This is a genomic window from Mycobacterium sp. SM3041 (assembly GCF_039668335.1).
GTDB lineage: Bacteria > Actinomycetota > Actinomycetes > Mycobacteriales > Mycobacteriaceae > Mycobacterium.
Genome location: NZ_JAYXBQ010000045.1, coordinates 107,495 through 121,480, shown reverse-complemented (window position 1 = coordinate 121,480; position 13,986 = coordinate 107,495). Strand labels below are relative to the sequence as shown.

The following is a 13,986-nucleotide window of genomic DNA, read 5'->3' as shown; positions in this document are numbered from 1 at the left end:
GCTACTCCGGCTTGGTGCTGCGGCCGAGCAACAACGCGAACGCCTGGTCCACCGACAATCCCTTGTGGCACACCCGGTTCACCGCGTCGGTGAGCGGCATCTCGACGTCGTAACTCTCGGCCAGCGCGAGCACCGACTGGCAGGACGTGACGCCCTCGGCGACCTTGCCGCTGGCCGCGGCCGTCGCCGACTCCATGGTGCCGCCGCGCGCCAGGCGCTCACCGAAGCTGCGGTTGCGGGACTGCGGCGAGGTGCAGGTGGCGACCAGATCACCGACGCCGGCCAGCCCGGCCAGCGTTACGCCCTTGGCGCCGAGCGCGATTCCCAATCGCATGATCTCGGCCAGCCCGCGGGTGATGATCGCGGCGGCCGTGTTCTCGCCGAACCCGGCGCCCGCCGCCATCCCGCAGGCCAGCGCGATGACGTTCTTGCACGCCCCGCCCACTTCGGCGCCGATCACGTCGGCGCTGGTGTACGGCCGGAAGTAGCCGGTGGCGAAGGCACGCTGCAACGCGACCGCGCGTCCCGAATCGGTGCACGCGATGAGCGTGGCGGCCGGCTGCTCGTCGACGACTTCACTGGCCAGATTGGGTCCGCTGAGGACGGCGACCCGGCTCGGATCGGCACCTGTGACCTGGACGATGACCTGGCTCATACGCAACAGGTTGTCGAGTTCGATGCCCTTGGCCACGCTGACCAGCGTGGTGTCGTCACCGAGATATCCGGTCCAGGCGGTCAGATTGGTGCGCAGCGTCTGGGACGGCACCGCCAGCAGCACGGTGCAGGCGCCCGTCAGCGCCTCGGCGGGATCCGCTGTCGCCTTGATGGACGCCGGAAGCGTCCGGTCACCCAGGTATTTCGAATTTCGGTGAGTCTCGTTGATCTCGCGCGCCACTTCCGCGCTGCGCGCCCACAACGTCACATTGTTGCCCGCGTCCGCCAGGACTTTCGCCAGTGCCGTCCCCCACGCGCCGGCACCCATCACCGCTGCCTCCACCACGCGTCAACAGTAGCCCCGCCGCCCCTTTGGCAGTATGGCGGTCATGAGTGGCGACCCGAGGGTGCAGACGGCCGCCGGTGGCGCCGGTGTCGGGTTGATCATCGCGGTGAAACGGCTGGCTGCGGCCAAGACCCGACTGGCCCCGGTTTTCGCCGGTGATCTGCGTGAGCAGGTGGTGCTCGCGATGCTGCTCGACACCATCACCGCGGCCCTGGCGGTGCCGGCCGTCGGCTCGGTGACTGTCGTCACCCCCGACCCGGCCGCCGCCGCCGCGGTGCGCGAACTCGGTGCCGGCGTGCTGCTGGACCCCACGCCGGCCGGCCACCCCGATCCGTTGAATCACGCACTCGCCGCCACCGAGCGCGCCCTGCGGGACCGGGTGACGAACATCGCGGTGTTGCAAGGTGACCTGCCTGCGCTGCGCACCGCGGAACTGGCCGACGCTATCGCCGGCGCCAGTCGGCATGCCCGCAGCTTCATCGCCGACCGGCACCGCACGGGCACCGCGGCGCTGTTCGCCTTCGGTGCCCCACTGGTTCCCGAGTTCGGGGCCGATTCCGCACGGCGCCATGCCGATTCGGGCGCGGTGGAACTGTCGGGTGAATGGCCGGGGCTGCGCTGCGACATCGATACCCCGGACGACCTGGAGACGGCGCGCCGGCTGGGTGTCGGCCCGGCCACGACACGGATCGTCGGCTGACCATCGGCGTTCACCAACCATGTGGCTTGGACTCAGCAGATAGGGAATGATCGTCGGGGTGACCGAAGCCGACACCCGATCAGCACACACCGACCGCACACCCGTCGACTCGGACCCGGAGACACTGCCCGCTGCCACCGCGGATCCGACGGACGGCGCGCTGCCCGACGACCGGTACCTCAACCGCGAGCTGAGCTGGCTGGACTTCAATGCCCGGGTGTTGGCGCTCGCCGCCGACCGGTCGCTGCCGCTGTTGGAGCAGGCCAAGTTCCTCGCGATCTTCGCCTCGAATCTCGATGAGTTCTACATGGTCAGGGTCGCGGGACTGAAGCGCCGCGACGAGACCGGCCTGTCGGTCCGGTCGGCAGACGGGCTGTCGCCGCGCGAACAGCTGCGCCGGATCGGTGAACGCACCCAGCAGATCTCGACGCGGCACGCCACCGTGTTCGGCGAGGTGGTGCGTCCGGCACTCGCCGAGCAGGGCATCACGATCGTCAACTGGAGCGAGCTGGACGAGCACGAGCAGTCCAAGCTGTCCACGTATTTCCACGATCAGGTGTTCCCGGTGCTGACGCCGCTGGCCGTCGACCCCGCACACCCCTTTCCCTTCGTGAGTGGCCTGAGCATCAACCTCGCCATCACCGTGCGCAATCCCGAGGACGGCACGCAGCACTTCGCCCGAATCAAAGTGCCGGACAACGTCGATCGGTTCGTGGAACTGCCCGAACCGGGGACGACGGCCGACGGCGTGAAGTCGCGCGTGCGGTTCCTGCCGATGGAAGAACTCATCGCCGCATTCCTGCCGGTGCTGTTCCCCGGGCTGGACATCGTCGAACATCACGCATTCCGGATCACGCGCAACGCCGACTTCGAAGTCGAAGAGGACCGCGACGAGGATCTGCTGCAGGCGCTGGAACGCGAGTTGGCGCGCCGCCGGTTCGGCTCGCCGGTGCGGCTCGAAGTCGCCACCGACATGACCGAGAACATGCTCGACCTGCTGCTGCGCGAGCTCGACGTGCACCCGGGCGACGTGATCGAAGTGCCTGGACTGCTGGACCTTTCGTCACTGTGGCAGATCTACGGCGTCGACCGCCCCGATCTGAAGGACCGGCCGTTCGTGCCGGCCACTCCGCCGGCGTTCGGCGAGCGCGAGACCCCGAAGAGCATTTTCTCCACGCTGCGCGACGGCGACGTCCTGGTGCACCACCCGTACGACTCGTTCTCCACCACGGTGCAGCGGTTCATCGAGCAGGCCGCCGCCGATCCGAATGTGTTGGCCATCAAGCAGACGCTGTACCGCACCTCGGGTGACTCCCCTATCGTCAACGCGCTGATCGATGCCGCCGAGGCCGGCAAGCAGGTGGTGGCGCTGGTGGAGATCAAGGCCCGGTTCGACGAGCAGGCCAACATCAAGTGGGCACGACAGCTGGAGCAGGCGGGCGTGCACGTGGTGTACGGGCTCATCGGGCTCAAGACCCACTGCAAGACGGCGTTGGTGGTGCGTCGTGAAGGTTCGACCATCCGCCGGTACTGCCATGTGGGCACGGGCAACTACAACCCGAAAACCGCGCGCCTGTACGAAGACGTCGGCCTGCTGACGGCCTCGCCGGAGATCGGCGCCGACCTCACCGACCTGTTCAACTCGTTGACCGGCTACTCCCGCAAGGTGTCGTACCGCAACCTGCTGGTCGCTCCGCACAGCGTGCGGCGCGGCATCATCGAGCGCATCGAGCGCGAGATCGAGGCCAAGCGGGCCGGTGGTGACGGCCGTATCCGGATGAAGATGAACGCCCTGGTCGACGAACAGGTCATCGATGCGCTGTACCGGGCGTCGCAGGCCGGGGTGCGGGTCGAGGTCGTGGTGCGGGGTATCTGCGCGCTGCGTCCGGGCGCCGAGGGATTCTCCGAGAACATCGTCGTGCGCTCGATTCTCGGCCGCTTCCTTGAACATTCACGGGTTATTCACTTCAACGCCATCAATGAATTCTGGATCGGCAGCGCCGACATGATGCATCGTAATCTCGACCGTCGCGTCGAGGTGATGGCGCAGGTGAAGGACCCGAGACTGACCGAGGAGCTGAGCGGGGTGTTCGATTCCGCGATGGATCCGGCCACCCGCTGCTGGGAGCTGGGTCCGGACGGACACTGGACCGCGCTGCCGCGCGAAGGCGAGAAGGTCCGGGATCACCAGGTGTCGATCATGGAGCGGCACCGCACACCGTAGTTTTCGCCCGACCACAACGCACCGCGAAAACCTGATCCCGACAACCACATCCAGGAGCACAGGTGCCGAACAAGACGGCGCACGACACCCGCGCGACGCCGGTGCTGGCAGCCGGGGCGGTGCTGTGGCGCCCCGGCGAGTCCGGAGCGCCACTGATCGCCGTCGTCCATCGACCGCGCTACGACGACTGGTCACTGCCCAAGGGCAAGGTGGATCCCGGTGAGACCGAACCGGTTACCGCCGTGCGGGAGATCCTGGAAGAGACCGGTTACGAGTCGGTGCTTGGCCGCCGGCTGGCCTCGGTCAGCTATCCGCTGGAGTACGGGACCAAGAAGGTCCGCTACTGGGCGGCCCGCACCACCGGCGGCGGGTTCAGTCCCAATGCCGAGGTCGACAAGCTCGATTGGCTGCCGGTGGCCGAGGCCATGCTCCGGCTGCAGTACCCGCATGACCGAAAAGTTCTGCGGCGCTTCACCCGTCGGCCCGCCGATACCCGCACCGTGCTGATCGTCCGGCACGCGACCGCAGGCCGCAAGGCCCGGTACAAAGGCGACGACCGGCTGCGGCCGCTCGACAAGAAAGGCCGGGCACAGGCGGAATCGCTTGTCGGCCAACTGCTCGCTTTCGGTGCCGGCGAGGTCCATGCGGCGTCGCGGACCCGGTGCCACCAAACCGTGGAACCGCTGGCCCAAGAGCTCGGTGTCCGGGTACGGGATGAACCGACGCTGACCGAAGAGGCTTTCGCGGCCAACGCCGACGCCGCCCGCAAGCGGGTGCTGAAGATCGCCGCAAAAGCCGACGACGAAACGGTCCCCGTCATCTGCACGCAGGGCAAGGTGATCCCCGACCTGATTTCGTGGTGGTGCGAGCGCAGCGGCATCCGGCCCGACAAGTCGCGTAATCGCAAGGGCAGCATGTGGGTGATGTCACTGCACGGCGACGCGCTCGTCGCCGCGGATCACATCGGCAGCCCACTGCCGACGAAGCGCTGACGCTCCACACACAGACACGCCGTGGATCGGTTGATCCACGGCGTGTCCGAGTCGGACCTATCGGATAGGGCTTAGCGGCGGCCCTTCTTGGCGGGAGCGGCCTTCTTGGCCGGTGCGGCCTTCTTGGCCGGAGCCGCAGCCTTCTTCGCCGGTGCGGCCTTCTTGGCCGGTGCGGCCTTCTTGGCCGGAGCCGCAGCCTTCTTCGCCGGAGCGGCCTTCTTGGCCGGTGCGGCCTTCTTGGCCGGAGCCGCAGCCTTCTTCGCCGGAGCGGCCTTCTTGGCCGGAGCCGCCTTCTTGGCCGGAGCCTTGGTGGCGGCGGCCTTCTTGGCCGGAGCGGCCTTCTTGGCCGGGGCCGCCTTCTTGGCAGCGCCGCGCTTGGCCGGAGCTGCGGTGGCACCGCGCTTCACAGCGGGGCCGTCAGCCGAAAGACGCTGCTGGCCAGCGACAACGGCCTTGAACTGAGCGCCCGGACGGAAAGCCGGAACGGACGTCGGCTTCACCTTGACGGTCTCGCCGGTGCGCGGGTTGCGCGCGACGCGGGCGGCGCGGCGACGCTGCTCGAAGACGCCGAAGCCGGTGATGGTGACGCTCTCACCCTTGTGCACGGCGCGGACGATGGTGTCCACGATGTGCTCGACGGCCGCGGTGGCCTGACGACGATCGGTGCCCAACTTCTCTGTCAGGGCATCGATGAGTTCTGCTTTGTTCATCCAAAACCTCCGATTTCAGTGGCCCTGGGTGGACCGACTAATGCACACGGTAAACCCAGTACCCGCCGATTTCCAAGAGCCACGCCCGGTTTCGGGCATAGCTATCGCGGAATTCGGCAATCCGGTTGGCCCACTTGGGAGGTGGTTGAGAGGTTTCGAAACGTGGTTGCGGGGGCAGGGATTCGAGCTGCGCCCGAGTGCCGAAATTGCTCCACAGGCCCTCCGATGGGACCTGTGGAGCACCTTCCTCAGGCCGGCAGAGTGCGCGGTTTGTAGCTCGGCCGGCGCTGCTCGAAGGCTTCGATCTCGTCGCGTTTCCGCAGCGTAAGGCCTATATCGTCAAGACCTTCGAGCAGCCGCCACGCGGTGTAATCGTCAATCTTGAAGGGCAGCACGACCGTTCCCGCGGTCAGATTCCGATCTTGAAGATTCACAGTGATTTCCAGTCCCGGATTCTGCTCGATGAGCTTCCAGAGGAGCTCGACATCGTCCTGCGCGACCTCCGCGGCGAGCAATCCGGCCTTGCCAGAATTTCCCCGAAAAATATCTGCGAAACGTGACGAGATGACGACCCGGAATCCGTAATCCATCAATGCCCACACCGCGTGTTCGCGCGACGAGCCGGTGCCGAAATCGGGGCCGGCCACCAGAACCGAGCCCCGGTCGAACGGCGGCAGGTTGAGGATGAACGACGGATCGGTGCGCCAGCCGGCGAACAGTCCGTCCTCGAAACCCGTTCGGGTGACCCGCTTCAGGTACACCGCCGGGATGATCTGGTCGGTGTCGACATTCGACCGGCGCAGCGGAACGCCGATTCCGGTGTGGGTGTGGAAAGCCTCCATGGCAGTGCGCTCCTAGCTCAGATCGGCGGGTGAGGACAGGGTTCCGCGCACCGCGGTGGCGGCGGCGACGGCAGGAGACACCAGGTGGGTGCGGCCACCCTTGCCTTGGCGGCCTTCGAAATTCCGGTTGGATGTCGAGGCGCTGCGCTCCCCCGGAGCCAGCTGATCGGGGTTCATACCCAGGCACATCGAGCAGCCGGCCTGCCGCCACTCGGCGCCCGCGGCGGTGAAAACCTCTCCCAGGCCCTCGGATTCGGCCTGTGCGCGCACCGCCATCGACCCGGGCACCACCAGCATCCGCACGCCGTCGGCGACCTTGCGGCCGCGCAGCACGTCGGCCACCACGCGCAGATCCTCGATCCGGCCGTTGGTGCAGGAACCGACGAACACGGTGTCCACCGCGATGTCCCGCATGGGCATATTGGCCCGAAGGTCCATGTAGGCCAACGCCTTTTCGGCGGCCAGCCGGTCGCCTTCATCGAACATCTGTTCTGGGTCAGGGACATTCGCGGACAGCGGCACTCCCTGTCCGGGGTTGGTGCCCCAGGTGACGAACGGGCTCAGGCCGGCCGCGTCGATGTGCACCTCGGTGTCGAATTCGGCACCCTCGTCAGTACGTAACGCCGTCCACGCCGCGACGGCCTCGTCCCAGTCCGCCCCTTGCGGCGCATGCGGACGGCCCTTGAGGAACTCGAACGTCGTCTCGTCGGGCGCCACCATGCCGGCCCGGGCACCCGCTTCGATGCTCATGTTGCAGATCGTCATGCGGCCTTCCATCGACAGCGATTCGATGGCGCTGCCGCGGTATTCGATGACGTGACCCTGACCACCGCCGGTACCGATCTTGGCGATCACCGCGAGAATGATGTCCTTGGCACTGACGCCGGGCGGCAGTTCGCCGTCGACGTTGACCGCCATGGTCTTGAACGGCTTGAGCGGCAACGTCTGGGTCGCCAGCACATGCTCGACCTCGGAGGTGCCGATGCCCATCGCGATCGCGCCGAAGGCGCCGTGGGTCGAGGTGTGACTGTCACCGCACACCACCGTCATGCCGGGCTGGGTCAGACCCAGCTGCGGTCCGATGATGTGCACGATGCCCTGCTGCGCATCACCCATCGGGTGCAGGCGGATGCCGAACTCCGCACAGTTGCGTCGGAGTGTCTCGACCTGAGTGCGTGACACCGGATCGGCGATCGGCTTGTCGATGTCGATGGTGGGGACGTTGTGGTCCTCGGTCGCGATGGTGAGGTCCGGGCGATGCACGGGACGGCCGGCCAGCCGCAGACCGTCGAATGCCTGCGGGCTGGTGACCTCGTGCACCAGATGCAGATCTATATAGATGAGATCGGGTTCGCGGGCGGCGCCTTCGCCGGCACCTTCGACCACCACATGGTCCGCCCAGACCTTCTCCGCCATGGTGCGTGGCTTGTTCGTCATGACTGTGCAGTTCCTTCCGCGATACCCGGGAGGGCTGGCCTACCATCTCACAATGCGAGACGTTAGTATCTCCCTGTGAGACAGGATAGCGGCATCGGCGTCCTCGACAAAGCGGTGGGTGTGCTGCATTCAGTGGCAGAGTCACCGTGTGGACTGGCCGAACTGTGCACCCGCACCGGGCTGCCCCGGGCGACCGCCCACCGACTGGCCGCTGGCCTGGAGGTCCATCGACTTCTGGCCCGCGACAACGAAGGACGGTGGCGGCTCGGCCCGGCACTGACCGAACTGGCCGGGCAGGTCAACGATCCGCTGCTGAGCGCGGCGGGCGCGGTGCTCCCCCGACTACGCGAGATCACCGGCGAGAGCGTGCAGCTCTATCGCCGGGAAGGCATGGCCCGGGTGTGCGTCATGGCGCTCGAGCCGCCATCCGGCCTGCGCGACACCGTGCCGGTCGGCAGCCGCCTGCCCATGACCGCCGGCTCCGGCGCCAAAGTCCTGCTGGCGTACAGCGATCCCGCAACCCAGCAGGCGGTGCTGCCGACGGCGAAGTTCACCGACCGGGTCCTGGCCGAGGTCCGCCGTCGCGGTTGGGCACAGAGCGCCGCCGAACGTGAGCCCGGCGTGGCCAGCGTCTCGGCGCCGGTGCGGGACAACCGCGGCGCGGTGATCGCGGCGGTGTCGGTCTCGGGCCCGATCGACCGGATGGGCCGGCGCCCCGGCGTCCGCTGGGCGAGCGATCTGCTGGCGGCGGCCGAAGCGCTCACCCGCCGCCTGTGAGACGAACCAGCAAACCTTTGAATACGCCGCATACGGTGACGACGGTGGCGCCGATCACCTAAGTTCCTAAGTGACCCCGGCAGCGCCGGCGGGGACGTACCGCTGTAGGAAAGTAGGTTTCATCGTGTCGCAGCCACCGCAGTGGCTGGCAACCGCACGGATGCTGCGCCGCACCGGCTTCGGAACCACCGGAGCCCAGGTGGACGCTGTCGTCAAACAGGACTGGTCGGGGTATCTCGATTGGGCGCTGAGCCTCGATCCGAACGCCGACCCGGGTGCCGTCGCGACCCCGATGCCGAAGTCCGCCATCCCGCAGTACCCACCGTCGGGCGCCTCCGCCACCGAGATCGCCGCATTCGGCCAGGAACTCGTGGCGCGCATGCAGGAACTGTCGGGGTGGTGGTTGCGCCGCATGGCCGCCGTGCAGCAGCCCATCCACGAGAAGCTGACGTTGTTGTGGCACAACCACTTTGCGACTTCGGCCGAGAAGGTCAACGCCGCGCAGTTGATGGGCGAGCAGAACGAGAAGCTCCGCACCCTCAAGCTCGGCGACTTCGGCAGCCTCGCGTGGGCCATGCTCACGGACGGTGCGATGCTGCACTGGCTGGACGGTGACGTGAACACCGCCGCGGCGCCCAACGAGAACTTGTCCCGGGAGTTCATGGAGCTCTTCACGATGGGACATGCCAACGGCTACACCGAGATCGACGTCAAAGAGGGCGCCAAGACCCTCACCGGGCGGCACCTGAAGCCTGACGGCAGCACGGTCATCTACGCCGAACATCACGACGAGTCCATCAAGACCGTGCTCGGTGTCACCGGCAACCTCACCGACACCGACTTCTGCAACATCGTGCTGCGTCAGCCCGCATCCGCCGCGTTCGTCGCCGGAACCCTGTGGCGCCTGTTGGCTTCGGATCAGCCGGCCGCCCCCGACACCGTGAGCCGTCTGGTCGCCGCCTACGGACCGAACCGGGACCTCAAGGCGCTCACCAAGGCCGTCGTACTCGATCCCGAATTCACCAAGGCCGCCGGCACCGTCGTCAGCACCCCGGTGGAATGGCTGATGGGGATCGTCCGGTCGCTCGCGGTTCCCCTCGACGACGAGCACGTCCTCGCCGACCTCGACCAGGTGCTCCGGGTGATGGGTCAGCGTCCCTTCTATCCACCGGATGTGGGCGGCTGGCCCCGCGGCCAACTCTGGTTGTCGACCAACAGTGCGGCAGCACGGGTCTGGGCCGCCAACCGGCTGCTGGCGCTCAGCGACATCAGCGCCGTCGAGCAGATGGCATCGAGCGAGCGGATCGACGGTGTCGGTTATCTGTTCGGCATCGGCGCCTGGTCGGATCGCTCGGCAGCCGCGCTCAAACCGTTGGTCTCCGATCCACACCGGCTGGTGGCAGCGGCCGTCATCACCCCCGAGTACGTGACGTCCTGAAGAGATTCCCCATGCCCGAGTTCAATCGCCGCAAGTTCTTGATCGCCAGCGCCGGGGCCGGCGCCGCCGGTCTGCTCGGCGGCGTCGCCGCGGTGACGCTGCCCGACCTGCTGCGCGAAGGTCAGGACCGCCCGCTGCAGACCAACCAGGGCATCCTGGTGATCGTCACGCTCTACGGCGGCAATGACGGCCTCAACACCGTTATCCCCTACGCGGACAACGCCTATCACGACGCGCGTCCCGAACTTGCCTACAAACCAGAGGAAGTACTGCACCTCGATCCGGCTTTCGGGCTCAATCCCGCGCTCACCGGCATGTCGAAGCTGTGGCAGTCCAACAAGCTCGCGATCGTGCGCGGTGTCGGCTACCCGAAGCCCGACCGCAGCCACTTCCGCTCCATGGACATCTGGCAGACCGCCAATCCCGTCGACGCCGTCACCAGCGGCTGGATCGGCCGCTGGCTGGACAGCACCGGCGACGATCCGATCCGGGCCGTCAACATCGGCACGGTGCTGCCGCCCCTGGCGGTCGGCCAAAAGCACGTCGCGGCATCGCTTTCCGACTTCGTGCCGGCCATCCCGCCCGATGTCGCGCGTACCCTGGCCGCGCTCAGCGCCGACGATCCGAACGACACCACTGCCATGAGCCAGGTGTGCGAGTCGTACCGCGCCAACCACTCCACCAACAGCCGCTTCGCGCCCGTGATCAACGGCCGGCTGCAGACCATCGGCCAGGCCGACAACCAGTTGGCCAGCGACCTCGAGTTGGTGGCCCGCTGCATCCGCGCCGGGGTACCAACGCAGGTGTACATGACGCAGCTGCTGGGCTTCGACACGCACGCCGACGAGCGCGCCCCTCAGCAGGCGTTGCTCAAGACCCTCGACGACGCCCTGACGCCGTTCTTCCACAAGCTCCAGGGCACGCCGTACGGCCGCAACGTGGTGGTGCTGATGTACTCCGAATTCGGGCGGCGGGTCGCGGCCAACGCGTCGCAAGGCACCGACCACGGCACGTCCGGTCCGGTGTTCATCGCCGGCACCCCCGTCAAGGGCGGGTTCTACGGCGACGAGCCGAGCCTGACCGACCTCACCGATGGCGACCTGAAGACCACCGTCGACTTCCGTGACGTTTATCACGAACTGCTCCACGGCACGCTCGGCGCGGATCCGGAGCCGTCGGTCGGCCGCGGACGGCGGGACCTCGGTTTCCTGGCCGGCGGCCGGTAACGCCCGGTGAAAGACAAAACGCCGGACCTGTTGTCAGGTCCGGCGTTCGTGCGTACCCCCGATGGGATTCGAACCCACGCTACCGCCGTGAGAGGGCGGCGTCCTAGGCCGCTAGACGACGGGGGCTAGAACTTCCGAGGCGATAGCTTAGCTCAGTTGTGCTGGCTGACCTAATCGCTCCGGCAGCTGGGGTACCAGGACTCGAACCTAGAATGGCTGAACCAGAATCAGCTGTGTTGCCAATTACACCATACCCCATTTGATGCCCATCACCGCTGGTCACAGGCATCTTCGGTCCGGAAAACCTCAGCGGATGTTCGCCGCTTTGCGCTTTCCGGGCCGACGAGCAGACTACCAAACAGTTGGCCCTGTCTTTAAATCGCCCGCTCACAGCCCGTTTCGGGCCGCTTGCAACCGCGCCAGACTGCGGTCACGTCCGAGCAGTTCCATCGATTCGAACAGCGGCGGGCTGACGGTCGCGCCGGTCACCGCCACGCGGATGGGACCGAACGCCTTGCGCGGCTTGAGTTCCAGGCCGTCGAGCAGCGACGTCTTGAGCGCGGCCTCGATGTTGGCGGTGTTCCACTCACCGACGCCCGCCAAGGCGCTCAGCGTGGCGTCCAGGACCTCGGCAGCCTCGGGCTTGAGTTCCTTGGCCGCCGACTTCTCGTCGATCACGTAGGCGTCGTCGTTGAAGAACTTCACGAGGTCCCACGCGTCGCCGAGGACGACGATGCGGGTCTGGATCAACTCGGCCGCCGCGGCGAAACCCAAGGCGTCCAACGTGGTGTCGTGACCGTGGTCGTCCAGGTACGTCTTGAGCCGTGCGGCGAAGTCCGCCGGGGCCAGCCGGCGGATGTGCTCGGCGTTGATGGCGTCGGCCTTCTTCTGGTCGAACCGCGCCGGGTTCGAGTTGACGTCGGCCACGTCGAAGGCGGCCACCATCTCGTCGAGGCTGAAGAGGTCGTTGTCGTCGGCGATGCCCCAGCCCAACAACGCCAGGTAGTTCAGCAGGCCCTCTGGGATGAACCCGCGATCGCGGTGCAGGAACAGGTTGGACTGCGGGTCGCGCTTGGACAGCTTCTTGTTGCCGTCGCCGAGAACGCTTGGCAGGTGCGCGAATTGCGGCACCGCGTCGGCGACACCGATCCGGATCAGGGCCTGGTACAGCGCGATCTGCCGCGGCGTCGACGGCAGCAGATCCTCGCCGCGCAGCACGTGGGTGATCTTCATCAGCGCGTCGTCGACCGGATTGACCAAGGTGTACAACGGATCTCCGCTGGCGCGGGTGATCGCGAAGTCCGGCACCACGCCGGCGGCGAAGGTCGTCTCGCCGCGCACCAGGTCAACCCAGGTGATGTCCTCGTCGGGCATCTTGAGGCGCAGCACGGGCTTTCGGCCTTCGGCCTCGAACGCGGCCTTCTGCTCGCCGGTGAGATCGCGGTCGTAGTTGTCGTAGCCCAGCTTGGGGTTACGGCCCGCGGCCAGATGCCGGGCCTCGACTTCTTCGGGTGTCGAGTAGGCCTCGTAAACCTCGCCGGCGGCAAGCAGTTTCGCGATCACGTCACGGTAGAGGTCGCTGCGCTGCGACTGCCGGTACGGCTCGTACGGGCCGCCGACCTCGGGGCCCTCGTCCCAGTTCAACCCCAGCCAGCGCAGGGCGTCGAGGATCGCGTTGTAGCTCTCCTCGCTGTCGCGCGCGGCATCGGTGTCCTCGATGCGGAAGACGAAGTCGCCGCCGGTGTGGCGCGCATACGCCCAGTTGAAGAGTGCGGTGCGAACCAGGCCGACGTGCGGCGTGCCGGTCGGCGACGGGCAGAAGCGAACCCTGACAGGTGTGGTCACGTTATTTCCCTTTACGCACAACAGGATTGGAGAGGGTGCCGATACCGTCGACGGTGACGCTGACGGTATCGCCATCCTCGATGGGGCCGACGCCTTCCGGCGTTCCGGTGAGGATGATGTCGCCGGGCAGCAGCGTCATGACGGCCGAGACCCATTCGATGATGGCGCCGACGTCGTGCAGCAGCAGCGCGGTGTTGCTGTCCTGGCGCTTCTCGCCGTTCACCTCGGTCCGGATGTCGAGGTCTGCGGGGTCCACCGCGGTCTCGATCCACGGGCCGACGGGGCAGAACGTGTCGTGCCCCTTGGCCCGCATCCACTGGCCGTCCTTCTTCTGCTGATCGCGCGCCGAGACATCGTTGGCGATCGTGTACCCGAGGATGTAGTCCTTGGCCTTGGCGGCCGGGATGTCCTTGCCCGGACGTTCGATGACCACCGCCAGCTCGCCCTCGTGGTGCACGGGGTTGGCATCAGCGGGCAGCTGGATCGGGATGTTCGGCCCGATGATCGCGGTGTTGGGCTTGAGGAAGATCACCGGATCCTCGGGCGGCTCGCTGCCCATCTCGCGGGCGTGTGCCGCGTAGTTCTTGCCCATGCAGACCACCTTGCTGGCCAGGATCGGCGCCAGCAGCCGGACGTCGGCCAGCGGCCAGGAGCGCCCGGTGAAGGTGGGGTTGCGGGACAGGTACTGCTCAGCGATTTCTTTACAGACCGCATCGGAGTTCGGGTCGCCCTCGATCACCACAAAAGCGACGCCGTCTGGACTGGCAATTCGACCTAGGCGCATCCGCCCAGCCT

Annotated in this window: 12 protein-coding genes and 2 tRNA genes; 6 read left to right on the top strand and 8 right to left on the bottom strand. The window is 67.1% G+C overall.

Annotation, left to right across the window (positions count from 1 at the left end; all coding sequences use genetic code 11):
- Window position 1 precedes the first annotated feature (1 nt).
- On the bottom strand, window positions 2-1,000 hold the full coding sequence (locus VXD91_RS14505) for an NAD(P)H-dependent glycerol-3-phosphate dehydrogenase (protein ID WP_174814031.1): 999 nt from the start codon (window positions 998-1,000) through the stop codon (window positions 2-4).
- 34 nt (window positions 1,001-1,034) lie between these two features.
- On the opposite strand from VXD91_RS14505, the gene cofC reads away from it, so the two are divergent.
- The 3 genes from cofC to VXD91_RS14490 all read left to right on the top strand — a co-directional run bounded on the left by cofC (window position 1,035) and on the right by VXD91_RS14490 (window position 4,916).
- Window positions 1,035-1,700: a 2-phospho-L-lactate guanylyltransferase gene (gene cofC / locus VXD91_RS14500; protein WP_226521566.1), complete on the top strand. Its 666-nt coding sequence runs from the start codon at window positions 1,035-1,037 to the stop codon at window positions 1,698-1,700.
- A 46-nt stretch (window positions 1,701-1,746) separates the two neighbouring features.
- Window positions 1,747-3,924 (top strand): RNA degradosome polyphosphate kinase, encoded by a 2,178-nt coding sequence (locus VXD91_RS14495; RefSeq protein WP_226521565.1) that lies wholly within the window; start codon window positions 1,747-1,749, stop codon window positions 3,922-3,924.
- A gap of 62 nt (window positions 3,925-3,986) precedes the next feature.
- Entirely contained in the window at window positions 3,987-4,916 is a 930-nt protein-coding gene (locus VXD91_RS14490) for an NUDIX hydrolase (RefSeq protein ID WP_346415739.1), read from the top strand.
- Window positions 4,917-4,987: 71 nt separating this feature from the next.
- Here the strand turns inward: VXD91_RS14490 and VXD91_RS14485 are convergent, their stop codons facing one another.
- From VXD91_RS14485 to leuC, 3 genes are all read right to left on the bottom strand, one after another.
- Window positions 4,988-5,626 carry an HU family DNA-binding protein gene (locus tag VXD91_RS14485; RefSeq protein ID WP_346415738.1) on the bottom strand — a complete coding sequence of 213 codons (639 nt, stop codon included), beginning with the start codon at window positions 5,624-5,626 and terminating at the stop codon, window positions 4,988-4,990.
- A gap of 248 nt (window positions 5,627-5,874) precedes the next feature.
- A complete protein-coding gene (gene leuD / locus VXD91_RS14480; RefSeq protein WP_064860460.1) occupies window positions 5,875-6,468 on the bottom strand; it encodes a 3-isopropylmalate dehydratase small subunit in 594 nt (197 codons plus the stop codon).
- 12 nt (window positions 6,469-6,480) lie between these two features.
- On the bottom strand, window positions 6,481-7,905 hold the full coding sequence (leuC, locus tag VXD91_RS14475) for a 3-isopropylmalate dehydratase large subunit (RefSeq protein WP_346415737.1): 1,425 nt from the start codon (window positions 7,903-7,905) through the stop codon (window positions 6,481-6,483).
- A gap of 75 nt (window positions 7,906-7,980) precedes the next feature.
- Here leuC and VXD91_RS14470 point away from each other — a divergent pair, with 75 nt between their 5' ends.
- The 3 genes from VXD91_RS14470 (at window position 7,981) to VXD91_RS14460 (ending at window position 11,346) form a co-directional block, all read left to right on the top strand.
- Window positions 7,981-8,682 (top strand): IclR family transcriptional regulator, encoded by a 702-nt coding sequence (locus VXD91_RS14470; RefSeq protein ID WP_029105769.1) that lies wholly within the window; start codon window positions 7,981-7,983, stop codon window positions 8,680-8,682.
- A gap of 124 nt (window positions 8,683-8,806) precedes the next feature.
- Entirely contained in the window at window positions 8,807-10,120 is a 1,314-nt protein-coding gene (locus VXD91_RS14465; protein ID WP_346415736.1) for a DUF1800 domain-containing protein, read from the top strand.
- Between the two features lie 11 nt (window positions 10,121-10,131).
- On the top strand, window positions 10,132-11,346 hold the full coding sequence (locus VXD91_RS14460; RefSeq protein WP_346415735.1) for a DUF1501 domain-containing protein: 1,215 nt from the start codon (window positions 10,132-10,134) through the stop codon (window positions 11,344-11,346).
- Between the two features lie 53 nt (window positions 11,347-11,399).
- On the opposite strand, the gene VXD91_RS14455 is transcribed toward VXD91_RS14460, so the two are convergent.
- From VXD91_RS14455 to VXD91_RS14440, 4 genes are all read right to left on the bottom strand, one after another.
- Window positions 11,400-11,472: transfer RNA gene (locus tag VXD91_RS14455), tRNA-Glu, on the bottom strand.
- A gap of 60 nt (window positions 11,473-11,532) precedes the next feature.
- Window positions 11,533-11,604 (bottom strand) — tRNA-Gln (locus VXD91_RS14450).
- A gap of 129 nt (window positions 11,605-11,733) precedes the next feature.
- The gene (gene gltX / locus VXD91_RS14445; protein ID WP_346415734.1) at window positions 11,734-13,191 is read right to left on the bottom strand and encodes a glutamate--tRNA ligase; all 1,458 of its coding nucleotides are present in this window, start codon (window positions 13,189-13,191) and stop codon (window positions 11,734-11,736) included.
- 1 nt (window position 13,192) lies between these two features.
- Window positions 13,193-13,975, bottom strand: a complete 783-nt coding sequence (locus VXD91_RS14440; protein WP_346415733.1) for a fumarylacetoacetate hydrolase family protein — start codon at window positions 13,973-13,975, stop codon at window positions 13,193-13,195.
- Window positions 13,976-13,986 lie beyond the last annotated feature (11 nt).